Source organism: Nostoc sp. DSM 114159 (assembly GCF_053470285.1).
The window spans coordinates 3,543,960-3,568,714 of record NZ_JBPFEH010000001.1; the positions used below are offsets into that span (position 1 = coordinate 3,543,960).

A 24,755-nucleotide genomic window follows, 5' to 3' on the forward strand; every position below is an offset into this window, starting at 1 on the left:
ATGACTCTCCAACTCACAGTTCCCAACATGGCTTGTTCTGCTTGTGCAAGCACCATCACCAAAACACTTCAGGCAGTCGATGCCAATGCTAGCGTTCAAGCCGATCCAACAACCAAGCTTGTCAGTGTTGAAACTCAAGCATCAGAAACAGCAATTAAGGAAGCATTAGCTGCTGCGGGTTATCCAGTTGCTTAATTTTTAGCAAGAAAGGCAGGAGGCAGAAGGAATAATTCTCTGGAGCCTCCTGCCGCGATCGAAGACGCTCCTCTCACACCAATCACAGGGGTTCATCTAGTTATGGATACTCTCACACTCAAACTTCGAGGCATGAGTTGTGCCGCTTGCGCCAACAATATCGAAAAGGCAATTCGCTCTGTTTCTGGGGTAATTGACTGTAACGTTAATTTTGGAGCAGAGCAAGCTACGATCGAATACGATCGCTCTCTAGCGAATTTAGAGAAAATCCAAAGTGCGATCGCAGCTGCGGGATACTCTTCTTACTCACTTCAGGAAGAATTGCTCACCGAAGAAGATGATGCAGAGATTGCGAGTAGGCAAGCATTACAACGCCAACTTTCCCTCAAGGTAGCGGTGGGAGGTGTAATCAGCATTTTCCTATTTTTGGGGTCATTGCCCATGATGACTGGGCTAAATTCACCCTTGATTCCAAGTTTCTTGCAAAATCCTTGGATACAGTTAGTGCTGACAACACCTGTCGTATTCTGGTGTGGAGGATCTTTTTACCGCAATGCTTGGAAATCCCTCAAGCGCCATACAGCAACGATGGACACGCTGATTGCTTTGGGCACAAGTGCAGCGTATCTATATTCTTTGTTTGTCACTATTTTCCCCAAATTTTTTATTGCTCAAGGCTTGATACCTCATATCTATTATGAAGTTGCCGCCATTGTGATTACCTTAATTTTGCTGGGGCGGTTGTTAGAAAATCGCGCTAGGGGACAAACTTCCGAAGCTATCCGCAAACTCATCGGACTGCAAGCTAGAGATGCCAGAGTTATCCGTGATGGTAGAGAAATTGATGTTCCCATCGCCGAAGTCAGAATCAACGATGTGATTTTAGTGCGTCCTGGTGAAAAGATTCCAGTGGATGGCGAAGTGATTACAGGCGCTTCAACGGTAAATGAAGCGATGGTGACGGGTGAAAGTTTGCCAGTCAAAAAGCAGCCAGGAGATGAGGTGATTGGGGCGACGATTAACGGTGCGGGTGCATTTCAGTTTCGGGTGACACGAATCGGAAATGATACGTTTTTGGCTCAAATCGTCAAACTAGTGCAACAAGCACAAGGTTCAAAAGCACCCATTCAGCGCTTGGCAGATCGAGTTACAGGATGGTTTGTACCAGCTGTGATTGCGATCGCGATCGCTACTTTCGTCATTTGGTTTAATTTCACTGGCAACCTTACCTTAGCAACAATGACAATGGTGAGTGTACTAATTATCGCTTGTCCTTGTGCTTTGGGTTTAGCTACCCCCACATCTGTAATGGTGGGGACGGGCAAAGGTGCAGAAAATGGCATCTTGATTAAGGGTGCTGACAGCTTAGAACTAGCACACAAAATTCAAACCATCGTTTTAGATAAAACCGGTACTTTGACTCAGGGGAAACCTACAGTTACAGACTTTGTAACAGTCAACGGCACAGCTAATGGTAATGAAATCCAGCTTTTACAGTTAGCAGCAACGGTAGAACGCAATTCTGAGCATCCTTTAGCTGAAGCAGTTGTAAAATACGCCCAGTCTCAAGAGGTGAGTTTAATAGATGCAAAAAACTTCGTAGCTAATGCAGGTAGTGGTGTGCAAGCAGTTGTGGCAAATCAGCTTGTGCAAATTGGTACACAACGTTGGTTAACCGAACTTGGAATTAACACCATCACTCTCCAGCAATATAAAGATGCCTGGGAAGCTGCTGGTAAAACAGTTATTTTGATTGCTGTAGATGGCGAACTACAAGGAATAATGGGTATTGCCGATGCCCTAAAACCTTCATCAACAGCAGTGGTGAAAGCCTTACAGAAGTTAGGTTTAGAAGTAGTAATGCTCACCGGAGATAATCGTAAAACTGCTGATGCGATCGCTAGACAAGTTGGCATAGAGCGAATCTTTGCGGAAGTCCGCCCAGATCAAAAGGCAGCGATTATTCAATCTTTGCAAGGGGAGATAGAGAAATTTCCCAAATCCAAAATCCAAAATCTAAAATCTAAAATTGTCGCAATGGTAGGTGATGGCATAAATGATGCGCCAGCCTTAGCACAGGCTGATGTGGGAATTGCCATTGGTACGGGAACAGATGTAGCGATCGCAGCTAGCGATATCACCTTAATTTCTGGAGATTTGCTCTTAATTGTCACGGCTATTCAACTTAGTCGCGCTACCATCAATAATATTAAGCAAAATCTCTTCTTTGCCTTTATTTACAACGTCATTGGTATTCCTATTGCGGCGGGAATTTTGTTCCCTATCTTTGGTTGGTTACTCAATCCAATTATCGCCGGGGCGGCGATGGCACTTTCTTCACTTTCTGTTGTTAGCAATGCCCTGAGATTGCGTAACTTTCAACCAAAAAGAATATTCTCAGCCTAAATAGGCAAAATGGTCAATTATTACCTATTCACGCAACAACGCCCTTTTGGGTGAATTATTAAGTTCGCCAACAGTATCGGTTGCTCATTTCACCCCGGACACCGGACGCACATTCAAACAGAGATAACGACGCCCAGCCGATCTGTTGCAGCGTGTGGTTATGCCTTCAGGATACTGCTTCACACAGCTTCCAAGAGTTCGATCATTTTTTCGGCAACGCCTTTGGCAGAAGCGGGATTTTGGCCGGTGACGAGATTTCCATCGGCAATACTGTATGGCTGCCAAGGTGCGGTCTTATGGAAGATAGCGCCTTGTTGGGTGAGGGCTGTCTCCAACTCGAAAGGCACATCAGCTTTAGCGTAGTTTTCTTCTTCGTCATTTGTAAATGAGCTGATATTTTTCCCGGCCAGTAAAAAGGTTCCGCTACTCAGCTTGACGTTGAGCAGCGATACCGGGCCATGACAAACAGCCCCAACGACCGCCTTTCGCTCGTACGTCTCTTTGATAACCTTCTTAAGTAGCGGATGTTCAGGCATATCAACCATCGGCGCCAAACCGCCAGGTATGAAGATGGCGTCATACTGACTAACATCCACGTCTGACAGTTTCTTGGCTTTCTGCATTGAGGCCCATCCTTTTCCTACCAAAAAGGCCAGATTATCGGGGTCGTTAGCTAGATTGAGCGCGTCCAGAAACGGAGTATCTCCGGTAAGACTTGCAAAGTCGATTTGGTATTGTGCTCTGTCGAATTCAGCATATGGATGCGCGACTTCCGGCAAAAAATTGCCTGTCCTTCTGTTGTGTGGACCAATGACGTAAGCATTTGAAACGACGATCAATACTTTCTTCGACATAATTGCTCCTTGGCGCGGTCAGTTTCAATATTTGGTTCAAAAAGCAGGCTTAATCCCTAGCCTCCCCAGCTCCTTCTGTGCCATCTCACAAAATCGCGTTGCTTTCTCGTAATGCTCGAACGGATAAGCGTGCGATCGCCAATGATATTGAGGCGAGAGCCAAAAAGCCAGAGACATTAGACTTCTTGCATAAGTCGGGAAAAGGGGAAAGTGGGGTCCCAAGAAGGGGATAAGGGGCGAGGGGAAGGGGAAAAAGGTACTGCAAAAGTCCCTTTTTCCTTTAACCTTTACCCTTTTCCCCAAGAGTGCAAAAAGCACTTTTGCAAGAGGTCTATTGTATCATTCGATTGCTGCTGTTAATTAACTGCTTGCGTAATCAGCTGTAATTTTAGTTATGTGATTAAGAACGAAGAAACTTAATGACTTGCAGTGATAATAGCTGCCATCAACTGCTCAATATTCCGAACAAACCAGTCAATTCCAAAGCAAAGAGCAACCTTTAGGCTTGAAAGTTAATGTTGCGATCGCAGGTTTAGCCTTAACTGGATTAGAGTTGTATTGGTTTCTTCTCTATAAAAGTCGTGATTCCTGATTAGTGTCAGCCCTGAGAGGTGTTTTGAATAATCGGACAAATTGTCTTCTCATGATGGTCGCTGGTATTCTTCCAGCCTGAAAGTAATCCATTAATTTCAGAGCGCAAAGTTAACAGCTGATCGATTTGGCGATCGATCTGCAAAACCTTCTCTTCAAGTTTTTCTTTGATTTCACCACAAGGAGTTTGCCCTCGATCGTAAACCTGAAGAATATTTCCAATCTCCTCTAGGCTAAGACCAAGATTTTGTGCCCTTTTAATGAATGCCAGACGAGTTAGCACATCCAATGAAAACTGGCGAAAGCCTCCGTCTGTTCGTCTGAATGAATTGATTAAGCCTAAACTCTCGTAATAACGAATTGTCCTGATGGGTATTCCAGTTAAATCTGTTACCTGACCAATTAAAAGCAGTTTTTTCTCTTGAGTTAACATGGTAGATTTTCCCAATTCTTGTAATTATTATTACATATTTTCTGAAATATTAAGTAGTTTGCGAGTTGAACCAAATATTGGCATCCGTATTGGCAATTTTTATTTAATTAGAGATTTTACTAAGTTTGAAATTTTCAAATATCTATTCTAAATGGATATTTGGAATTTAGCTAATATTAAATTTGCATAGCTTTAACATTTTTTATAATATTTTTTCCAGATTTTACTTGATGATTTTTATCTATTTATTGGGTAGCTGTTTCTCATGGTACTGAAAGTAACTGTTTTTTTGAAGTTGCCATGTTATTTCTAGATCAACTGCTTCACTTCAAGTGAAACCATAAAAATGAATCTCAACTCGCAGACTTTTAGCTCAATCCGTAAACCTAAAATTTTCAATAATCCAGAGCGTTTTATTGAGGGATGGTATTGGGTAACACCCTCTCAAAATCTGCGGGTGGGTGAAGTAAAACCTGTCACGATTTTGGGTAGAGAATTAGTAATTTACCGTGGGAAAGATAAAAGAGTAGTTACCTTAGATGCTTACTGTCCACACATGGGCGCTCACCTTGCTGAAGGCAAAGTTGAGGGTAATGGACTACGTTGTTTTTTCCACCACTGGAAGTTTGATGCTGAGGGGATGTGTATTGACATCCCGTGTTTAGATATACCACCTTCCCTAAAATTACAAACTTGGCCCACTGCTGAAAAATATGGGATGATTTGGGTTTGGACTGGAGAAATACCACAGCAACCCCTACCTTTTGTTCCAGAATTAGAGCAAAAAGAGTGTGATGTCGCCATCCATTCCCACTTCTTGCTGAACTGTCATCCCAATGTGGTGATGATTAATGCAATTGATGCTCAACACCTCAATACAGTTCACAAATTGCCACTAGAAATTATTTTTGAAAGACACGAACTAAACGAGAATGCAATTATCTTCAGTAATACTACACCCATCAAAGACAATTTCTTTTTGATTAAGCTCATCCGTCTTTTCTACAAAAATGTCATAACTTACAGTATTTGCTATTGGTACGGTAGCATTGGCATTGTAACACTTGGTCCTGATTTCTTTCATGTCCACATGATGGTTGCAGTTCGCCTCTACGAAGGGGGAAAAACTGAAGGTCAAGTTCTATTGATGACTAAAAAACGTAAAGGAGTTTTTGGTTGGTTATGCAATCGAGTTGTGCTATGGCTGACTAAGATTGCGGCTAAATACTTTCTCATGGGTGACATCAAGATTCTTCAAACAATTCAGTTTGATTTGAAAACCCCCATCAAAGCAGATTACTCAATTATGCAGTTTATTAACCATGTTGAAAAACAGCAATCTCTAATGTGGGGGACTTGGCAAGAAATGCGATCGCGCGATGTGGAGAGCAAGCTCAGGCGTGAGAGATGGGAAGATACAATGAGTAATGACTAACATCATGTTTATATGACCAAAATTCCGTCAGACTGCTTGGCCAATTAAACGCACACGATATCATAACTATTGTCAACAATCTTTGCAAGAAATGAATCGTTTGTAGGGGCGTATAGATGTACGCCTCTACCAATGTATGTCTAGCAAGTATTTTCTGAAATGATATAACACTTAATAAAAATTAAAAGTTTAACAAAGTTACTTTTTTACTGGATTACTAGATAAATAAAAGAAGTGGCAAAGCCACTTCCTAATTCCCAGGTAGAACCTAAGTTATGAGTATAACGACTACAAAAAAATGAAATAGTATAAACAAACACCAATTAACTGAATATCTCTATTTTCCTTGTTTATAAGTGAGTAAATCCTGATTTTTATGTACCAAATAACTGTATATTTACATAAGTCTCATGATTGTAATGCAGACTCAAGTTTATCAAGCTCATCGTTAAGATATGCTAGTTTTGCCTCTTCATCAAGAAGTTGATGTTCTAATTGAAACTTGACTGCCGTACCAGCCTCAATAGCCAAAGCTTTGTTCATCTGCTTAAACTTCTCGCTGCGGATGTCAAATTCTGCCTGAAGTGCGTCTAGTTTTTGTTGCGATCGCCGTCGTTGTCCAGGAGTTAAGCTAGTAGAAATTGGACTAGTTTCAATAGTTGCTGCTTCACCAGATAAAAATTTACTTCCACCTGCGTAATAGCAAAGGGGAAAATTATCGCCCAAATCCAGCACTTTATTTACAAACGGGTGCTGCGGCCCTGATGCTCTTTTTGGCACTTGGTCAAACAAGTAAACTAAAATATCAAGAATACGTGTATAGCCATCCTTATTCACGGCTGCTTTACCTTGCAAAGCTTCCAACAAGCAATCTGTAAAAGCACTGTAGGGTTGACCTGTGTAGGAATATTCGTCTTCTCGTGAAGAAGCAACCACAACTCGACCGCTTCCTGTTCCTAGCACATTTAACAGTTCCGGCGGTAAGGGTGATTTTACAAAGGTTTCTCCTGGTTCCTTCAAAGCTGGAACGCCGCTTGCATGACAGCAATCTAATAAAACTACGAGTTTACGCGCTGTAATTGCTTCAATTTTTTGGGTAAATTCTACACCTGAGATAGCTGTGTCTGCGCGTTGACTGGGGTCATAGCCGAATGGTACAAGGAAGTATTCATTGGTGCGCTGGATGCGTCCACCGTGACCAGAGTAGTAAATGATGACTATCGCATCAGAATTTTGATTGACCTGGGCGATGATTTGGTCAAAAGCTGCGAGGATATTTTGCCGAGTTGCAGAGGTTTCGGTTAGCAGTGTGACTTGTTCTAGTGGATAGGCGGCGCGATCGCTATCAATCAGTATATCTCGTAAAGCCGTTGCATCTTTGACGGTGACTGGTAAATCAGCACCTACGCCAATAAGTAATGCATAACCGTTGGTAAAAGTTTGGTTTGTCATGCGGTACATGAGGAATGCGATCGCCTTTTATACTGTATAACTTGTGGGAAGGTGCGATGAAATTTTACTTTGCTTATGTACTTGTTCAAGAGACTTAGGATGCTTTCCTATCCTTAGTTATGCAAAAGCACTAAAATTAAAAATCAGATTAGTTTTTCTTTGTCAAATTATTGGGTAGGTTATTTTTGTAAGATTCCTCAGTTATTTTACTAGCTATTCGAGCTTGAAACCTTACATAGATCATTACGCTTGTGCTAGTCAATACTAAAGCTAATGCTGGTGGGATAATTGGTATCCAAGCAGCTTGGAAAAAGAGCGTAATACAAAAGCCAGATAGGACGACCATCGCTATTCCACTTGCCAGTGATAAAAAAAGAGGATGATGTATGCGCCATGCTATAATCCCACCTACTAGTGACCAGCCCCACACCCAAATAAGTTCTGCCCAGTTTGGCCAATACCAAATCAAGGGTCGCCCATCCAACACTGTACTGATGAGTTGACTTGCTATCTGTGCATGAATAAACAGAGCAGGCATTCTAGCTGGTTGATCTGGTAAAGCGCTGTAGGGCGTATAAAAGCCACTTGGAGGGATATTAGCTGCTGTAGTGCCAATAATTACCAGACGGTCTTTGAATAAACTGGGGTTGACTCGATCGCTAAGAACATCTGTGAGGCTTACTTGGTCGGCGAGGCTATTGGGGTGACGGTAATTTAATAATATTTGATAGCCCTGTGTATCCAAATGTTGGTAGCCACCAGAATTAGGTTGTAAACGCACAAACAAGGTTTTACCTAAGATAAAATCTCCTTTTTTAGTGAAATCGTATTCAATACCTTGTTTTTCTAGATAATTAATTGCAATTAATGCACCAAATGCAAATGATGTTGTACATTTCTTGTCTGTAGAGTTGGCAAATAATAAAATGCGGCGGAGACTTTGGTCGTTTTCATTGTCAGCGACCACATCGCTAAACCCAACATTATCAATAGGGACATTCGGCGGCGGGGGAATTTCATCTCTACCCAAACTGCTGAACAAACAGGTAGTGACAATGTTATCTTGATTTTGGAGATTAGCCGCTAAATTCTTGTCTTCTGGTCGGAAAAGATATAAACCAACAATTCGCGGTTGATAAGACTCTATTTTCTTTAATAGCTGATTGATTGTCCCATCTGATAGAGGCCATTTCTCTCGTTTGAGATCCTCATCAGTGATTGTTACTAGCAAAATCCGCCGATCGGGTGCTTCTGCTGGACGCGATCGCAACATCTGATCGTAAACTCTTAACTCCCAAGGCTGTAACCATTTGAGTTCCCGAACTCCCCAGATAAAGGCGGTGACTCCTACACTTGTGACCAAAAGAGTTTGCAACCACCCTCTATTAGTAGCTGTATTAAAGGGATGCCTAGTATATGAAGTTTCGCGATTGTTAATTAACTTTTGTCCACTTGCGACTTGTCTACTAAATACTTTAAGGGTTGAACTTAGAATTTTTTGTTTTTCCGATCGGCTAATGTCGTTTCTAGAATGCTCTGTTACTATCTCTGTTGCTTTGATAATTTCTTCAGGAACGAGTAAATTTATTCCAGCAACTTGTATTTGATTATGATAAATAGGAAGTTTTATAAACTGAGTTGCCGCGCTTTCTAAATTCCCACGGAAAAAGCTTACCATTCCACGGGTGTATATTAATAATGGCTCAAATTCTGCTAGTGGTTCGGCAACTGTTTCTACTAATGAGGCTAATCGTAATATTTCTGCTTTTTCTTGATTTTGATCCAATTTTGAGAAAGTCAATGCTAGTTCGCGAGCTGCTTCACTAGGAAGTACATAAGCTAAAGCAGTCCATCGTTGAGCTTGGGCAAGGTCTTGAATATCAGGATCATTGTTACAAAGTTGTGGGTGAATGTAATCGAGTAGAAAGTTAGCAAGTTCATCAAGTCGCTGTTTACCAAAATCTGGGTCTTCCTTCAAAGATTTAAGCAGTTCCTTTCGTATTGCTAAATCCATCTCGTAGAGTTCATGCCCAACTTCGTCATATAGGCTAGAAAGCAACAGATCCGCTACAGCTACCCAAGGGATATTTAGCACTTGGCCATGAATATCTCGCTGGAAATTAGCCCACAAACGATATAACAAATCGGGTGTGAGCGCTAAGGCAAAAGCCGCATGATAAGCTAAATATAAATGCGCTTTTCCAAAACGTTTTTTAAAAGACTCAATGCGTCGGTTAGCCACTTCAGGTTTGATTTTACTCATTTTATCCGCTCCTGAAAGTTCCCAGAGCGTCCACGCAAGACATCAATTGCTTCCTGCATACCTCGGCGGTTGACTTCATACATCGGGATTAGATGGACAATTTCTCCAGCTGTAGTGCCAAGCCAACGCGATCGCGGCATTGGATTTAGCCATACGATATGGCGAACATATTGCTTGAGTTGTTTCACAAATGCCCCAGTTAAATCAATACGTTCTGGATTGAAACCACCACGAGCCGCACCTGCATCACTAAAAATGAGTACAACAGTTCGTTCTTGACGCAGTTGGACTAAAACATTTTCAATCAGTTCAGCTTGTTGATGATTAGGGTCTTGGTAAAGATATTCTACTGGACAGTTATGAAAGTAATAGATATGGGATCTTCCTAAACGTCCTCCTCGGAGAGCAGTTTCTACCAAACGTTGTGATAAAGAATGAAACGGTACCATCGAACCATCTTGGTCAATAAGTAACAGCAATTCAGTTCGGTTCACCCGACGCGGTACAATTATAGGTTCTAAAAAAGTGCCTTGGTATCCAATTTGTTTGATTGTTGTTTCGACATCCAACTCAGTTGGCACTCCCTCCCGGCTCATCCGGCGCAAGTGCCGCCACAACTGCTTCATCTGCCGTTGAGTGACAGGTAGGTAATCAAAAGAAAGAATAAACTGATTGTCAGAAGTTTGGTTGTTCCTGCTGGTTGCTTGCAAAACTGCTTGAGCGACTTGTACTTCATCTTCAATTACTTGAGTCAAACTTGAAGAGATATTTGAAGTGGGTGTGTCTATACTTGCTTGGAGAAGGGAGTTATCATCATTGGCTGTTTGTTTAGATAATTGCTGAGTCAGCCATCTAATAATTGTATATATAGCAGTTAAGACAGATACAGAAGCTAACCCTATTCCAACTACTTGAAAACCGAGAGTTATAAATGGGGCGATCGCTTTCCAATTACTCTCACTCTGGGTTTGATTCGTCTGCGGTGCTGTAGTCGCAGTAGGATTAGTTCCTGGAGTTGAAGTTGAATTGTTTGATTTGGACGGCTGAAATTGAATTGCTGAATCTTTGGTAGTCTGATTTTGATTTCTGCTTGTTATCCCCCAAATAATCCCGGCTCCTATAATGCAAGCTCCTGCTAAAGCTACATAGCGAGTTATTTGAGAAAGCTGACGCTGCCGAGTTGTAGTCAATGTTGGCAAGATTGTCAAGACAGCCTTACTGCCTATCACTTGCTCAAAGTGATATTCAAATAATCGCAACTCCTCAGCAGATTTGATCCACAAAGTCTGGCACAGACGCTTTAAAGCAGCTTGGTCATTAATTCCAAAGCCAGCTTGCATAGCTTGCAAAACTAACTGATACTCATCAATTCCTAGCGGTAAGCCAGCTTCGCGCAGTTTAGTAAAAAGTTCTAGTAGAGGCAAATCATTCACGTCCACGGCTCTGTCTCAAATAGCGTATATGGTCATCCCAACTTTTCAGCAACACGCCAGCATAAGGTATCTTGCCATCCAGTTGTGCCAGAGCCTCATCTTGAGGATACCGACGCAGGACACGAAACCAGTCAATTAATTCGCTGGTACTAACTTTCTTGCCAGCCTCCCCTTTATCTTTTCGCATTTCTTCGCGCAGCAGTAGGAAGCGAACTATGGCTTTATCCACCAAAGCTTGGGATGAAGTAGGAAATAGAGCGTTAATAATCTGTATCAACCGCTCACGGCTAGGAAATTCAACATAGTGAAACAAGCACCGACGCAAGAATGCATCTGGCAAATCTTTCTCATCATTGCTGGTGATTAAAACAATTGGCGCTGCCTTAGCCTCAATTTCCTGACCTGTTTCCTCGACAATAAACCGCCGCTCATCTAATTCCAGCAGCAGGTCGTTGGGAAAGTCAATATCAGCTTTATCAATTTCGTCAATCAGTACGACAGTGCGATTTTCTTGCTGAAATGACCGTCCTAGAGGCCCCCAGCGTACATACGTAGTTGGGTCATCAATTCGCTGGATTTGTTCTACTGTAAGGCGATTGGAAGCAGCTAGCTGGGCATCCCGCAACCGTCCAACGGCATCGTAGTTATACAAGCCATCCCTTGCCCGACTAGTGGATTTGACATACCAAGCTTCCAAGTTCAAACCTAGCTCGTAAGCAACTGCACTTGCAAGTTGAGTCTTACCGCATCCCGGTTCACCTTTCAGGAGTAAGGGACGTTCCAAGTAAATCGCTAAGTTAACTGCTTCTACCAGTTCAGGATTAGGTAAATAGGGATATAATAGCTGTCCGTTTGCCCCCCTTTCTCCTAGCTGGGGCTGCACTTTACCTGTATATTCCAAGAGTTTTACGCCTACAGCCTTAACCATTTTTCCTCTTCGTCATACCAATTACAGCCAGACAGGTGACAAATTTCGCCTAATGCGGGTTCGGGAATGCCATTATCACTATTTTTCAGTATTATTTGTACTGTTTCATCTAACTGATCTATGAGTTTAGTAGGCAATTCATCTGCTGCATACTCTAGCCAGTTAGTCAGTTCCTCGTCAGAAAACTGGTTAATCTCAGGCAGTTTCACAGGGTTATCTGGCTTCCAAGTAGAGTCGAGTCGTTCTACAAAAGGAATATTCCAACTACCTACGCAGCCGTCATAATCTACTAGGAACATTAATAATTTGAATTGACTCGCTTGCGGGCTAGCCGTCTTAACTTTAGCCGCTAATAGTAACCAGAAATCTCGGATCAGATCGTGCAAAAGACCTTCCGAAAGACAATCGACATCATATAAAATTAGCAGAACATTTTGAGTGAGCCACCATTGATAAACTCGTTCGGCAATTTCAGGAATTGAGCTTTGTCTACCCAGACCAACTCTACCACTAAGTTCCCGCCACAATGCAGCACTGTCACTTCTCCGAGCAATGCGACTGAGTTCAATTCGCACAACCTTTCCCGTCATAATATTGGGAAGATTTTGTCGCATTAACCGATTTAACAACCAGCGTTGACCATAATAAAGTGAACCGTGGATTAGAAAGGCTCCTACTGAATTAGTCTCAATAAATCTCCGAAATGCTCGCGTCTGCTCTCGATAGCCCAATTTCAGCAAAGCACGATACACTTTTTCACTAGATAAAGTTTGTTCGAGATCATCAAGCTGCCGATCCAATTCTTTTAGCTCACCTTCAGTTTGTTCAATTTGCTTTTCTAATTGGAAGCGAATAAGAGTATCTGTTGCGATCGCATAATCGTGACGCAACCTTTTTAACTTCTCGGCTACTAGATAATCTTGCTCTTGTAATGCATCAATTTCTTGTTGTAGATGCTGCTCGGAAGACATGCAGATACTTTTTGAGTTAACTAATCTTTACTCACTACGACTAGCCAGATTATCGATCTACAAATCTGGTTTAATGTGTTTGATTTCAATAGCTAAAATATTATTGCGACAGGAGATGTCATTTGTATAATTTATTACTTATGTAATTTACCAGTTATAAAACTAGTATAAAAACTTTATCTCCATAGTCTTCCTACATTCTAGCAAGCAAACTGATGTTTAGCATACCACTACTGACTTGAATTCAATACAACGATAATTTCTGCAAGCCTAATTCCCAAAGGTTTCCAGTGGGGATTGCTGGAGGAAAAAGTACTATCTCCAGACACCGCTTGATAGTCATTGGGGAATTTTTCAGAAGCATTGGGAGCAGCGTCTACTCGTAAAATGATTTTGCCTTGATAACGGGATAATTTACTACTATCTAACAAAATCGTGCCGCCGTAATCCCAACCCAATCCATAGAGTTTAAAATTACCTAATTTTTTACGTAACTCGCTCAATGGGGTTCCCACTCCAATACCTTCGCGGGTTTTCCAAGCCCAACCCAGGTTACGCACATCTAAAGGTTTGGTACGAGTATTATCACTCCAAACTACCAAGAGCGATCGCCCCTGATTTAGATTTACCTGAGTAGCTGCAAAACTACCTATTCCTTCAGCACCAGAAATTGTTTTATCAACGAGATGGGATGCACCAAACAGTTTGACTAAATCCTGTTTGGTGGTTGTGCGTGTTATCGGGCCAACTCTTTCCCCAGGAACAATTAAGGTATCTTTTAAGGGTTGCGATTTAGCAACAGTAATTGGGTGATTGATTTTCTGGGGTAGTGCAAAGGCTGGGTTTGCTGAATAGTTTAGCAGTAAAGCTAAAGTAGCTGTAGCAATGCCTTTGATTGATGAATTCATGGGTTTTACTATTGGGTAGCAGAATATGAGTGAGAAGTACTCATAGTTTAACTACTACAATTTCCCAATTACAGATTCCCAATTTTCCCAAAATTTTATTTCATCGCTCTAGTTGCGTTTAAAATTGCCAGCATTGCTACTCCGACATCAGCAAATACAGCTTCCCACATTGTCGCTATCCCGAAAATACCCAATCCAATAAATACACCTTTAATTGCTAACGCAAATCCAATATTTTGCCAAACAATTTGTCTTGTTTTTCTGGCGATTTGGATTGCTTCTGCCACTTTCGATGGTGCATCTGTCACGATTACAATATCGGCAGTTTCGATCGCTGCATCTGAGCCTAATCCACCCATTGCCATACCAACATCTGCTCTAGCAATCACTGGGGCATCATTAATTCCATCTCCAACAAAGGCAACTTTACCATGCTTGGCAGCGGTGCTGAGTAACTTTTCAATGGCATTAACTTTTTCTTCAGGTAATAACTCTGCTTCGTAGGTATCTATACCAAGCTGTTGGGCAATTCGGGAAGCGATCGCTTGATTATCTCCTGTCAACATTACTGTTCTCTCTACACCTATTCGCTTGAGTGCTTGAATAGCAAGTCTTGCATCTTCTTTGAGTTCATCAGCAATCACAATATAGCCAGCGTAAATATTATCCACTGCTAGGTGAATAACTGTTCCCTCTAACTGGCAATTATCGTGAGAAATCTTCTCTCTATGTAATAAGCGATCGCTTCCCGCTATTACTACCCTATTTTCAATCTTGGCTCGAATTCCATAGCCTGCTATTTCTTCATAATCTCCGATCTCAAATTCATCGATTTTTCCACCATAAGCCTTGCAGATAGATTGAGCGATGGGATGATTTGAGTGCGATTCTACTTTAGCAGCTAATAGCAGCAGTTCTTGTTCATTCCAGCCATTTAATGGTACTATCTCTACTACTTTGAATACACCTTGAGTTAACGTCCCAGTTTTATCAAAAACAACTGTATTAACTGCATTTAAAGTATCTAAAAAAGTAGAGCCTTTAACCAAAATCCCACGTCTAGCTGCACCTCCCACACCTCCAAAGTAACCTAATGGAATACTGATAACGAGTCCACACGGACAGGAGATAACTAGCAAAATCAGGGCCCGATAAACCCATTCGGAAGAAGTTGCACCCGAAATGAACAAAGGAGGCAATATTGCAACTGCTAGCGATGTAAAAACTACGATTGGTGTATAATATTGGGCAAATTTATTAATAAACTTTTCTGTTGCTGCTTTTTTACTTTTGGCATTTTGTACCAAATCTAAAATCTTGGCAATAGAAGATTCATCAAATAGTTTTGTGACTCTAATGACGAGCGCACCTATTTTGTTAATCGTCCCAGCAAAAACTGTTTCTCCAATTCTTACCGTTCGCGGTACAGATTCTCCAGTTAATGCAGATGTATCAACTTGCGAATTACCATCTATAATTTCGCCATCTAAAGGAATCTTTTCTCCCGGCTTTACAACAATAATATCTCCAATGTTTACTGTTTCTGGCGATACTTTCTTCAGTTCTCCTTCTATTTGGATATTTGCATAGTCTGGGCGGATTTCCAATAATGATTTGATCGAATTACGAGAGCGACTGACGGCAATATCTTGAAACAATTCTCCAATTTTATAAAATAACATAACTCCGACAGCTTCGGGTAATTTATGAATTGCGATCGCTCCTAATGTTGCTACCGTCATTAAAAAGGTTTCATCAAATACTCTACCTCGGACTATATTGCGTCCAGCAGTTTTTAAAACACTCCATCCACTTAATAAATAAGCAGGAATGAAAAGTAGATATTCTCCTATTGAGTAGAATGTATTGTGTAATTGATTTTCAAAAATCACACCAGGCGCATATAAACTTAAAATTGCTACCAAAGGCAATAGCTCATTTTTCAGATTGAATTCTCCCCCATGTTCATGATTGTGGTCATGGTTATGATTATCATCATGATTATGAACATGGTTATGATTCTCGTGATGGTCATGTTCACAGCTGCAACAATCTGAAGATTCCGAATGTACTTTCTGCTTCATTTTTTATATGTAGGCTAGTAAATTAATTGAGATATGAGCCTTTTTTTAAATGTAATGAAAAAAAGAAGTTTTTACAAGTTCATATTTCAAGAACGATAATCTATCTCAATCCGATTCGGTTAATGTTTTTTGATGAAAATTTGAGATCGCTAAAGATGCCATAAATTGCCATCAACACGAAAGACTGATTATTGTAGAGACGGCGATTCATCGCGTCTCTTGTCTTAACCGAACAGTATTAGAATCTATCTCAAATTTATTGCTAAATACATCAACTACCTTTTGATTAAAATTAAAATTTTTAATTTTGTAAAGATAGCTATAGCGGCTTTCAATTGTATATAATTTGTAAAATATAACTTTTGTTCGTAGCGAACAATTTATTGCTCTGTATAAGAATTTAAAGGGCTAGAAGGGCTAATTACTAGCTCTAATTTAATTAAGCTTTTATACTTAGAGCAAGCAAATAATAACCGTCTTGGCAATATACAGCGGATTGAAATTTGCTCAATTGTATAAGGTTGCGTCTAAAAGCGATATATCAAGCCTGTTTGATTGCTGAATTATGATGTAGTAAATAATTTCCGGTCGAACTGGTGTAGAGATGGAACTTTTTTGGGTAACAAGTGTCTATCTAGCTATTCTCAGGGAAAATTCACTTGAAGTTTGAAAGTTAATCGAATACCCTAATCTAATAGACAATTTTCTCAAGGAAATCTATGAACAAAAAAATTCTTCTGAATTTGCTTTCCAGTTCCTCAATTTTTGTGTCAATGATGTCTACGCTGGTAACATTTCATCCTGCCCATGCTAGTGGTAGCATTACACAGAGATTACTGCACACACAAGACGGTCGTACCTGTATCACTAACCCACATGGCGGACAAGATTTTGTGTGCATTCGAGATTCGGAGAGAAAACGTCCGTATACCTCTAAAAGTTCCTCAACAATTGTCACATCAGTATCAGATCGGAATGTTGCCATGTTGAACTTTACTGAAGAGGAAAGCGATGCTGCAATTAGGGTATTTGGTTGCGACTGTCCATTATGTATAAATTCTTTGCGTCAGTTGCAGGGTACTGGAAACTTGGTGTACTAAGATTGAATAGCGCTGATAGCGACTATAACTTTTGTTAGATACCACGATTAATCACGCATAAAAAATATACGAAACCAAAAAAGCATTTTTAACTAAGTACCACTACTATTATTTGATAATATGTAAGTTCATTGCTGGGGCAATTTATGAATTGCCCCAACAGCAACTATTTTTGCATAAGTACTGAGAGAAAAAGACGCACAGAAATTGCCACTTCCTATTTATTCAACCACCTCATTCACAGGGAATCTATCAATCAACTGCATCGCCCGATAGGCATTACGCAAGAAAGAGTCTCGCAAATGGGGAATGTGGGGTATCTGCGACAATAAATCCAAAGTCCGGCGTAAAATTCTCACTACATCGCCTTCATCCAAGGTAGTGTTCTCGCAGAGTTCTGTCCACTCCATTCCCAGCGCCCATTGTTCGACTATGGCAATCAACTCAAATTCCAACCATATCGGCAGTGCTACGTTATAGCGTCGTTGTCGTTGGAACATTTGGTGGCGAATTCCCCGCAATTTTTTCAAAGCTTCTGTCACTTCATTACTTAGATCAAAGTTAACCTTGCTATCTGGACGGGGCGTTTCCATCACCAAAGCCGCTGCTGCTGCTGCTAAATGATGCGGGTCTAAATTGTCCAATTCACCACTAGCGAATACTAAACCCAACCACAATTCATTTTCCCCTCGAATGGCGGCAGCGATTTGCCCTAATTGTGTGGGAACTAAGTTATCCAAAGCGTCAAAGTGTTGCAGAATGGCGATTAAATTGAGAAATTCTTCCCAATGACGTTGTGACTGTTGCTCTACATGCCCTTGCAACTGTTCGAGTTCGGCTTCTAGTTCGACATAACGGGCCCGACGTTTGAAAAGCGTTGCCGCATTGCCTGATTGATGTAGGGGATGAGCTTCTAATTGCTCTTGAACAGCAGTAACGTGACTGAGTTGTTCTGCTACTTCTGGTGCTAGATGCAAAGATTCTATCGGATTGGGAATACGCACGGCGATCGCAAAGCTTTCTTCGTTACCACGGCGCGATTGTCCTGGCTTCAAAGGCATCTCTGGCGGTGGTAATACATCAGGCGGCACTTCAATTCGCGGCAGTTCGGCATACAAATCGACTACATCCCCTGTGGTTGCCACATACCAGCGGTTATCGTGCCCCAAGCATACCAAGTAAGGAGCTTGACCAGAACCGGGTGATTTCCCCACTAAAACTGCCGTTACGGGTGAAGACACTGTGATATTTTTGCCTTTGAGACTCAATAGAGTTCCTGACACTGCAAAGCCTAACATCATCACCAATTCCTCTTGGCGGTCTTCCTGTGCTTGCTCTTGCAAAGTTTTCAATATCTGGCGTTCCACCTTCAGGCGTTGCCGCAATTTTTCATAAACAGCCAGTTCATTTTCATTAACTGCGGCGATTTGCTCATGAAGTTGAGCTAATTGGGTTTGCAATTCGGCAATCTCATCGTATTCTGGCCGTAAATGCAAGGTCGCCATGTACTGCCCAAAACTGCGCTCTATCAGTTCCCTGGTTTGTTCTAGGGTATGGGTTTGCAGCAAGTTGAGTACCATGCCATAACTGGGCGTAAACTGGCTTACTAGAGGGTCTGGCTTGGATGTTCCCAAATACGCGGCTTCTTTGGCTCCTTCAAAGGGAGTTTGGACTGTCACCACATGACCTTGTTTGTCCATTCCCCGGCGGCCTGCTCGTCCTGCCATTTGTAGGAATTCGGAAGCGTTCAACAGGCGGTGTCCGGTATCAGTCCGCTTGGAAAGGGTAGAAATTACCGTTGTCCGGGCGGGCATATTAATTCCTGCTGCTAGTGTCTCGGTGGCGAATACTACTTTAATCAGCCCTTGCTGAAATAGTTCTTCTACCAGTGCTTTCCAAGCAGGTAAAATCCCAGCATGGTGGGCAGCAATTCCCCGATACAGAGGCGCAATTTGTCCAGAACGTCCAGCTTCGGGATTGCGAGCTAAAAAGTCATCAATCTGTTGCCGCAAAATCTGAGACTCTTCATTATTTACCAGCCATAAATCACCCACTTCCGCCACCGCTTTATCACATCCCCGGCGGCTGAAGATAAAGTAAATTGCTGGTAGCATATCCCGTTGCTCTAATTGGCTAAGGATAAAAATTATACCCGGAGCTTCCGGTCTACCATTTCTCCCCCTATCTCTTTCTCCCCCTTTCCCTTTTTTCTTCTGAAGGCGGGGGTTAATTTTGGTTTTGCTATCATTCAGCAGGGGAAATAGCCCTTTGGGATTGCAAAAGTGAAATTCTAAGGGGACTGGGCGAAAATCGGAGTAAATCAGGTCAGTTGGTCCGTGAACGCGGTTTAGCCAATCGGTGAGTTGATCGCTATTGGCAACCGTTGCTGAGAGGGCTGCTAGTTGCACTTCACGGGGACAATAGATGATTGATTCTTCCCAAACAGTACCGCGCTGGCGATCGTTCATGTAGTGGCACTCATCAAGGATCACCGCTTCAACGTCTACTAATGAGATGCCGATTTGCCCAATGGGTGTGCCATAGAGCATATTTCGGAAAATTTCTGTGGTCATCACCAAAATCGGTGCATCCCTGTTAATGGAAGCATCTCCAGTTAACAGCCCGACTCGATCGAAGCCGAATTTTTCTCGAAAGTCACGTAATTTTTGATTCGACAGCGCCTTCAGGGGAGTAGTATAAAACACGCGTTTTCCTCGCGCTAGGGCGCGATAAATAGCGTATTCCCCGACTAATGTTTTCCCCGAACCTGTGGGGGCACATACAACTACAGAGCGCCCAGCGTTCAGGGACGCGATCGCTTCTTTTTGAAACTGATCCAGTTCAAAGGGAAATATAAACCCTAAGTCAAGTTCTGGAGACGGTGCAGGATAATTCACTCAATCACATTTGCAACCAGATTGTTTACTATACTAACGAGTCTTTTGTCAACTTCGTTAGTGGTCATTTGTCATTTGTCCTTTGTCCTTTGTCTAAAACTAATGACAAATGACTCTTATTTATTTTCCCAGTTCTTGCGATCGCTCTGTGGCAGCTTTGACTGCTTCAATTAAAGCGGAACGAAATCCTGCCTGTTCTAGCTTGGCAATCCCCGCAATGGTTGTACCGCCGGGACTGGTAACGCGATCTTTGAGTTCTGCTGGGTGTATTTTGGTTTCCTGCAACAGTTTTGCTGTTCCCAGTACGGTTTGCAAGGCTAGTTGATTAGCAATTACTCTAGGTAAACCTGCGGCTACTCCGCCATCTGCAAGTGCTTCTACCATGAGCGCCACGTAAGCGGGGCCGCTACCAGATAGCCCTGTAACTGCATCCATCAGCCCTTCTGAAACTTCCACCACTTCACCCACAGCAGAAAAAATTTGCTGTGCTATTTGGTGATGCAAGGCATTAGTATATGCACCTGAACAAATCGCGGTAACTCCTGCTCCCACAGTGGCCGGGGTGTTGGGCATTGCTCTAATCACTGGCAATTGCACAAATGCAGCTTCTAGCTGACTTAAGGGCACACCCGCCAAAATAGAAACGATCAGAGGTGAATGTTCTCTATTAAGAATATCAATATCTGCTAATTCTTGAGCGATCGCGCTAAACACCTGCGGTTTTACTGCCAAAAATAGAACTTCTTTTGCTTCGGTGAAAACCTGGCTATTATCTGTCGTCACAGCAACACCGTATTGCTGCTTTAAAAAATCTAGGCGTGAAGATAATGGTTCGCTAACTATGACTTCTGATGATTGATAAATTCCACGCGCGATAAGGCGGGATAAGAGCGCTTCTCCCATTACCCCACCACCAATTAAGCCAAATTTTATAGTCATTAGTCATTAGTCATTGGTCATTAGTCATTAGTCGTTTGTCATTTGTCACCATGAGCAAAACTCAGGACAAATGACAAAGGACAAAGGACTAAATACTAATTTAACTTTATTGTGCCATCCGGTTAGTTTCGTTGCCCCAGGTTTGATTTGGAGTACCTGTTGTCGGACGAGAGGGACGTACTGGTGGTTGTGGTACTTCATGAAGAACGCCACCTTGGGTGCTAACTTGGACACAACTTGGTGTAAACAAAAAGATGCTCTCACCGATGCGCTCTTGATGTCCATCTAGTGCGTAAGTACCACCTGCAACAAAATCTACTGCTCGTTGAGCTTGATCTGGGTCCATGATTGTCAGATTTAATACCACTGACTTGCGTTCGCGCAACGCTTGAATTGCCTGGGGCATTTCTTCAAAGGTGCGTGGTTCGAGTACTAAAACTTCCGAAATTCCGTTAATTGCTCCTGGCATACCAATCACATTCCCCATTGGCTTTGAACCTGCTGTCATATCATCTCCCATTGTAGGCACTGGTTCCCGCCAGCGTCGATTTTGAGCGGCTGGACTCTCTTGTGGTGCTGGCTGGGGATTTTCTTGCTGATACAGATTTTGGTAATTATTATTATCTGTTTCTGGTTCTTCTTCGTAATACTCGTATTCTACTTGCTCATTTAGACCCACAAAGTCTCTGAGTTTGGAAAAAATGTTGTTCATTGTGTGTGTACTCTCCTGGTGCGAATAGCCTGCATTGCCTTGGCTGAGGATTGATTGAGCTAGGAGCAATCGCTACATCGGTGGATACTTCAGCAACTGTATTCCTAGTTGTAGCCTATACTACGGGTTTTGGCGATGAACTGACACTTATTGGAAAGGTCTGTGCATCGCCTAAACACAATAATGAGTAAAGATTATATCCTAAGGTTTATCCGAAGGAGACTTCTTTATACCCCATTTTCTTTTGGCGATTGCTCTTGTCAATACTATATCCTTTGTTTCCGATTGCACCAGTCTGTTACAAAATTCTTGTCATCAAATCTTTAGCTTCTATTAATACCCAAGAGTAAGACTGATGATTAATCGGCTAATAGCGATCGCCAAACAATATGGTTCCTAATCGTACCATCGTTGCGCCTGCTTGCACCGCCAGTTCGTAGTCGCCTGACATACCCATAGATAGGTGCTGCATTTTAATATGCGACCAGTTTTGCTCCTGGATTTCTTTGGCTAGCTGACGATTGCGATTAAACACACTGAGAATTTCAGAATCATTTAATCCTGAAGGCGGAATTGTCATCAAACCTTGAATTTGTAAATTTTTGTAAGAATTGAGTGTGGGTAAATCAGCCAAAAGTGCTGGCACACTCCAACCAGACTTGTTGGGATCGGGGAGAATTTTCACTTGCAGGCAAACCTGGGGACTCACTCCTAGCTGTTGCGCCAATTGGTCTAAGCGCTGTGCCAGCTTCAAATTATCTACGGAGTGAATCCAAGGAAAATGCTCGATGGCTTTTTTGGCTTTATTGCTTTGCAAATGTCCAATAAAGTGCCAGGTAATATCCGGTAAGTCTTGCAACTCGGCTTGTTTGCTGGCAGCTTCTTGGATACGACTTTCCCCGAAATCACGAATTCCTGCGTTGTATGCAGACCGAATGGCCTGGACAGAAACTTGCTTGCTAACAGCAATCAATTTGACTGAAGTTGGCAGTGAGGAACGAATGGAAAGAATACGTTCGGAAATCGAACTGTTCATTGGAAGGTGCGCTGGAAAACACTCTGAAGCTGATCGTACTCCTGAGAATGCCCACTGCGCCGCAGAGTACGTAAGCGATTTTCCAACATCATCCTCGCCTCAGTACGTCCTAGAGACTGGAATTTAACACCTTTAACGTCATTCGCCACCAAAAAAAATAAGCGCTGGGCATAAAGTGTGGTGAACAAATCCTGGTTCTCATCAACCATACAGATTTTGTAGAGTAAACCCCAAGTTGGATGGTTTATGTAAGTTTCTGCGTTTTCTGGATTCATTTAAGAGTCAAGGTGTAGTCAAGGTGGAAGTATATATATCTTTTCGCAGTGAATTCCAAACATTCAGACGTAATACCAACATTCGTCAGAATATTTGGTTAAAATGCGAAGCTGCGGTTACGAAGACCTCGATCTAGTTCCTAATGGGCAGATGAAGCTAGTGGTAGTGAAGCGCAATGGTACAACAGAAGCCGCGAAGCATAGATTCAAAGAGTAGAGGCTGTTTGACAAATATCACCATCTGCTTTGGTGACTTCAATTTAGCAATCTGTAGGGACAAGGCACAAAATATTGCCGCTCCTCTGGTTGAAAGTTCGACGTGAGAAGGAAAAACACCCTTTGAAGTTCCCAACGGCAACGGCGAATTTTTCAACTTCTTTCCATACTGCCACAACTGTCGCCCAATGGCACAAAATTAGGTACTGGAAAGAAAACTACTATTTATGCAAAAGGTTTATTAACTATCCAGTATTTTCAGTGGGGGAATTTGTGCCTGAACATTGTGCAGAGATTCATAAGGGTACTCGGTCAAAAATCTTCAGATTAGTTTGTAGTGTTCGCGTAACGCTGGTTAATATCAAAAATCTACAGGAAATGCTAGGGGATCAATTTTATGGCTGGGTAGCTATTCAAATTACCCTACCATATTGTTACCCATAGCTCAATACTGTTTGGTTAAAGCAAGGACGCGATGAATCGCTGTCTCTACAATAATTAGTCTTTGGTAGAGAGGGCGATTTAATGTTTTACTTCTGACGCCTTGGCGGAGCGTCTCCGGCTTTGCTCCTAAATTCTGAATTCTGCTGTATTACCTCTTACCATTTTTTCGGTGCAAAATTACGCTTGAGTTCCTATAGCTAGCCGTATTCCCCAGAATAAGATTAAAGTTGCGATCGCCAGCCAGTCACGCCCTTTTAATCGTAAATCGTGCCACTGGACTCGATGCTCATTGGGACTGGTAAAACCCCGCACCATCATGGCATTTGCCATTTGGTCGGCTCGTAAGAGCAGATTTTCCAAAAGTCTCTCTGCAACTGTCATCCAAACCTTGAATGCTCCTTTTAATCCCAGCTTTTTCCAATTAATTGCTCTTGTCATCACGGAGCGAAATAAATTTTGCACTTCTTCCAAAACCAAGGGAATGAAGCGCAAAGACAAGGTTAAAGTTAAAGCAATTTCTGTGACAGGCAACTTGAAGCGTCGCAAGGGTTGCATTAAGCTTTCTATACCAGATGTGATTTCTTCTGGTGCGGTTGTCAGCAGATAGAGGTTGGTGCTGTAAATAACCGTAAATATAAGTGTACTCAAGCGTACTGCCAAACTCAAGGAGTAGCGAGTTACTTTAACCGGGCCTTTGTGAAATAGCACGTAGCTGTAAGCTTTTTTCTCGGCTGCTGGCTCTTGAATATTATTAGAGTTTGCTTGCTGGGTTAAGATTTGTTCGTTAGCTGGCAAACGTGACTGATAATCTATACCCAGACCATCAGGACTAATGGCTGCGATCGCTAGCACAAAAAACGAAAGCATTAATAGCCAACCCATTTGCTGTTGCCATACGCGTCGAGGAATTCTGGCAATCAAGGTGGCAATAATCAAAATTACCACCAGCAGCACCCGCCAATTGTTGTTGGCTAACACATAACTAGTTAAAAAGCTCATCAACCAAGCGAACTTGACTCGCGGATCGATTTTATGCAGCCAAGTTTGGGGTTGTTCTAAATAAAGTCCAAGTGGCAGCGATCGCAATAAATCCATGTTTTGTCATTGGTCATTAGTCATTAGTCATTAGTCATTAGTCATTAGGCAAAAAACAAATGACTAATCATAAGTGAAAATTATTATA

Annotated in this window: 20 protein-coding genes; 4 read left to right on the forward strand and 16 right to left on the reverse strand. The window is 42.1% G+C overall.

The genetic code is table 11. The features are described 5' to 3' along the window. The gene (locus ACR5KR_RS14565) at positions 1-195 is read left to right on the forward strand and encodes a heavy-metal-associated domain-containing protein (protein WP_094350009.1); all 195 of its coding nucleotides are present in this window, start codon (positions 1-3) and stop codon (positions 193-195) included. A gap of 102 nt (positions 196-297) precedes the next feature. After that, positions 298-2,601 carry a heavy metal translocating P-type ATPase gene (locus tag ACR5KR_RS14570; RefSeq protein WP_448267021.1) on the forward strand — a complete coding sequence of 768 codons (2,304 nt, stop codon included), beginning with the start codon at positions 298-300 and terminating at the stop codon, positions 2,599-2,601. Between the two features lie 179 nt (positions 2,602-2,780). Here the strand turns inward: ACR5KR_RS14570 and ACR5KR_RS14575 are convergent, their stop codons facing one another. From ACR5KR_RS14575 to ACR5KR_RS14585, 3 genes are all read right to left on the reverse strand, one after another. After that, the gene (locus ACR5KR_RS14575; protein ID WP_445631752.1) at positions 2,781-3,455 is read right to left on the reverse strand and encodes a type 1 glutamine amidotransferase domain-containing protein; all 675 of its coding nucleotides are present in this window, start codon (positions 3,453-3,455) and stop codon (positions 2,781-2,783) included. A gap of 36 nt (positions 3,456-3,491) precedes the next feature. Continuing rightward, on the reverse strand, positions 3,492-3,632 hold the full coding sequence (locus ACR5KR_RS14580) for a hypothetical protein (protein ID WP_448267022.1): 141 nt from the start codon (positions 3,630-3,632) through the stop codon (positions 3,492-3,494). Between the two features lie 421 nt (positions 3,633-4,053). Continuing rightward, positions 4,054-4,479 (reverse strand): heavy metal-responsive transcriptional regulator, encoded by a 426-nt coding sequence (locus ACR5KR_RS14585; protein ID WP_445631750.1) that lies wholly within the window; start codon positions 4,477-4,479, stop codon positions 4,054-4,056. Between the two features lie 346 nt (positions 4,480-4,825). Between ACR5KR_RS14585 and ACR5KR_RS14590 the strand changes: the two genes are divergently transcribed. Beyond that, positions 4,826-5,914 (forward strand): aromatic ring-hydroxylating dioxygenase subunit alpha, encoded by a 1,089-nt coding sequence (locus tag ACR5KR_RS14590; RefSeq protein WP_448267023.1) that lies wholly within the window; start codon positions 4,826-4,828, stop codon positions 5,912-5,914. 408 nt (positions 5,915-6,322) lie between these two features. Here the strand turns inward: ACR5KR_RS14590 and ACR5KR_RS14595 are convergent, their stop codons facing one another. The 7 genes from ACR5KR_RS14595 to ACR5KR_RS14625 form a co-directional block, all read right to left on the reverse strand. Further along, positions 6,323-7,366, reverse strand: coding sequence for a caspase family protein (locus ACR5KR_RS14595; protein WP_448267024.1), 1,044 nt, complete (start codon positions 7,364-7,366; stop codon positions 6,323-6,325). Between the two features lie 148 nt (positions 7,367-7,514). Then, on the reverse strand, positions 7,515-9,629 hold the full coding sequence (locus ACR5KR_RS14600) for a CHASE2 domain-containing protein (protein WP_448267026.1): 2,115 nt from the start codon (positions 9,627-9,629) through the stop codon (positions 7,515-7,517). Beyond that, positions 9,626-11,068, reverse strand: coding sequence for a VWA domain-containing protein (locus ACR5KR_RS14605; RefSeq protein WP_448267027.1), 1,443 nt, complete (start codon positions 11,066-11,068; stop codon positions 9,626-9,628). Before ACR5KR_RS14605 ends, ACR5KR_RS14600 begins: the two co-directional genes overlap by 4 nt. Beyond that, a complete protein-coding gene (locus ACR5KR_RS14610; protein WP_448267028.1) occupies positions 11,055-11,990 on the reverse strand; it encodes an AAA family ATPase in 936 nt (311 codons plus the stop codon). Before ACR5KR_RS14610 ends, ACR5KR_RS14605 begins: the two co-directional genes overlap by 14 nt. Further along, positions 11,975-12,961, reverse strand: a complete 987-nt coding sequence (locus ACR5KR_RS14615; RefSeq protein ID WP_448267030.1) for a hypothetical protein — start codon at positions 12,959-12,961, stop codon at positions 11,975-11,977. Before ACR5KR_RS14615 ends, ACR5KR_RS14610 begins: the two co-directional genes overlap by 16 nt. 230 nt (positions 12,962-13,191) lie before the next feature. Further along, entirely contained in the window at positions 13,192-13,869 is a 678-nt protein-coding gene (locus ACR5KR_RS14620) for a hypothetical protein (protein WP_448267031.1), read from the reverse strand. 95 nt (positions 13,870-13,964) lie between these two features. After that, positions 13,965-15,953 carry a heavy metal translocating P-type ATPase gene (locus ACR5KR_RS14625; RefSeq protein ID WP_448267032.1) on the reverse strand — a complete coding sequence of 663 codons (1,989 nt, stop codon included), beginning with the start codon at positions 15,951-15,953 and terminating at the stop codon, positions 13,965-13,967. 719 nt (positions 15,954-16,672) lie between these two features. Between ACR5KR_RS14625 and ACR5KR_RS14630 the strand changes: the two genes are divergently transcribed. Then, complete coding sequence (locus ACR5KR_RS14630; protein ID WP_445631742.1) at positions 16,673-17,053, forward strand: hypothetical protein; 381 nt, start codon at positions 16,673-16,675, stop codon at positions 17,051-17,053. 221 nt (positions 17,054-17,274) lie between these two features. Here the strand turns inward: ACR5KR_RS14630 and ACR5KR_RS14635 are convergent, their stop codons facing one another. The 6 genes from ACR5KR_RS14635 to ACR5KR_RS14660 form a co-directional block, all read right to left on the reverse strand. Next, positions 17,275-19,950 (reverse strand): DEAD/DEAH box helicase, encoded by a 2,676-nt coding sequence (locus ACR5KR_RS14635; protein ID WP_445631741.1) that lies wholly within the window; start codon positions 19,948-19,950, stop codon positions 17,275-17,277. 120 nt (positions 19,951-20,070) lie between these two features. After that, on the reverse strand, positions 20,071-20,889 hold the full coding sequence (gene proC, locus ACR5KR_RS14640) for a pyrroline-5-carboxylate reductase (RefSeq protein WP_445631740.1): 819 nt from the start codon (positions 20,887-20,889) through the stop codon (positions 20,071-20,073). Positions 20,890-20,995: 106 nt separating this feature from the next. Continuing rightward, positions 20,996-21,601, reverse strand: coding sequence for a cell division protein SepF (locus ACR5KR_RS14645; RefSeq protein ID WP_322659462.1), 606 nt, complete (start codon positions 21,599-21,601; stop codon positions 20,996-20,998). A gap of 367 nt (positions 21,602-21,968) precedes the next feature. After that, the gene (locus tag ACR5KR_RS14650) at positions 21,969-22,637 is read right to left on the reverse strand and encodes a YggS family pyridoxal phosphate-dependent enzyme (RefSeq protein WP_445631739.1); all 669 of its coding nucleotides are present in this window, start codon (positions 22,635-22,637) and stop codon (positions 21,969-21,971) included. Then, on the reverse strand, positions 22,634-22,912 hold the full coding sequence (pipX, locus tag ACR5KR_RS14655) for a transcriptional coactivator PipX (RefSeq protein ID WP_069068710.1): 279 nt from the start codon (positions 22,910-22,912) through the stop codon (positions 22,634-22,636). Before pipX ends, ACR5KR_RS14650 begins: the two co-directional genes overlap by 4 nt. An 837-nt stretch (positions 22,913-23,749) precedes the next feature. After that, entirely contained in the window at positions 23,750-24,667 is a 918-nt protein-coding gene (locus tag ACR5KR_RS14660) for an energy-coupling factor transporter transmembrane component T family protein (protein ID WP_445631738.1), read from the reverse strand. Between the last annotated feature and the right edge of the window lie 88 nt (positions 24,668-24,755).

Bases quoted from the DNA above. Each gene is read 5' to 3' on its own strand.
- proC (WP_445631740.1), bottom strand. From the start codon at position 20,889: ATGACTATAAAATTTGGCTTAATTGGTGGTGGGGTAATGGGAGAAGCG.
- ACR5KR_RS14620 (WP_448267031.1), bottom strand. From the start codon at position 13,869: ATGAATTCATCAATCAAAGGCATTGCTACAGCTACTTTAGCTTTACTG.
- ACR5KR_RS14585 (WP_445631750.1), bottom strand. From the start codon at position 4,479: ATGTTAACTCAAGAGAAAAAACTGCTTTTAATTGGTCAGGTAACAGAT.
- ACR5KR_RS14570 (WP_448267021.1), top strand. From the start codon at position 298: ATGGATACTCTCACACTCAAACTTCGAGGCATGAGTTGTGCCGCTTGC.
- pipX (WP_069068710.1), bottom strand. From the start codon at position 22,912: ATGAATCCAGAAAACGCAGAAACTTACATAAACCATCCAACTTGGGGT.
- ACR5KR_RS14565 (WP_094350009.1), top strand. From the start codon at position 1: ATGACTCTCCAACTCACAGTTCCCAACATGGCTTGTTCTGCTTGTGCA.
- ACR5KR_RS14580 (WP_448267022.1), bottom strand. From the start codon at position 3,632: ATGTCTCTGGCTTTTTGGCTCTCGCCTCAATATCATTGGCGATCGCAC.
- ACR5KR_RS14615 (WP_448267030.1), bottom strand. From the start codon at position 12,961: ATGTCTTCCGAGCAGCATCTACAACAAGAAATTGATGCATTACAAGAG.
- ACR5KR_RS14575 (WP_445631752.1), bottom strand. From the start codon at position 3,455: ATGTCGAAGAAAGTATTGATCGTCGTTTCAAATGCTTACGTCATTGGT.
- ACR5KR_RS14590 (WP_448267023.1), top strand. From the start codon at position 4,826: ATGAATCTCAACTCGCAGACTTTTAGCTCAATCCGTAAACCTAAAATT.
- ACR5KR_RS14630 (WP_445631742.1), top strand. From the start codon at position 16,673: ATGAACAAAAAAATTCTTCTGAATTTGCTTTCCAGTTCCTCAATTTTT.
- ACR5KR_RS14650 (WP_445631739.1), bottom strand. From the start codon at position 22,637: ATGAACAGTTCGATTTCCGAACGTATTCTTTCCATTCGTTCCTCACTG.
- ACR5KR_RS14595 (WP_448267024.1), bottom strand. From the start codon at position 7,366: ATGACAAACCAAACTTTTACCAACGGTTATGCATTACTTATTGGCGTA.
- ACR5KR_RS14600 (WP_448267026.1), bottom strand. From the start codon at position 9,629: ATGAGTAAAATCAAACCTGAAGTGGCTAACCGACGCATTGAGTCTTTT.
- ACR5KR_RS14645 (WP_322659462.1), bottom strand. From the start codon at position 21,601: ATGAACAACATTTTTTCCAAACTCAGAGACTTTGTGGGTCTAAATGAG.
- ACR5KR_RS14625 (WP_448267032.1), bottom strand. From the start codon at position 15,953: ATGAAGCAGAAAGTACATTCGGAATCTTCAGATTGTTGCAGCTGTGAA.
- ACR5KR_RS14660 (WP_445631738.1), bottom strand. From the start codon at position 24,667: ATGGATTTATTGCGATCGCTGCCACTTGGACTTTATTTAGAACAACCC.
- ACR5KR_RS14610 (WP_448267028.1), bottom strand. From the start codon at position 11,990: ATGGTTAAGGCTGTAGGCGTAAAACTCTTGGAATATACAGGTAAAGTG.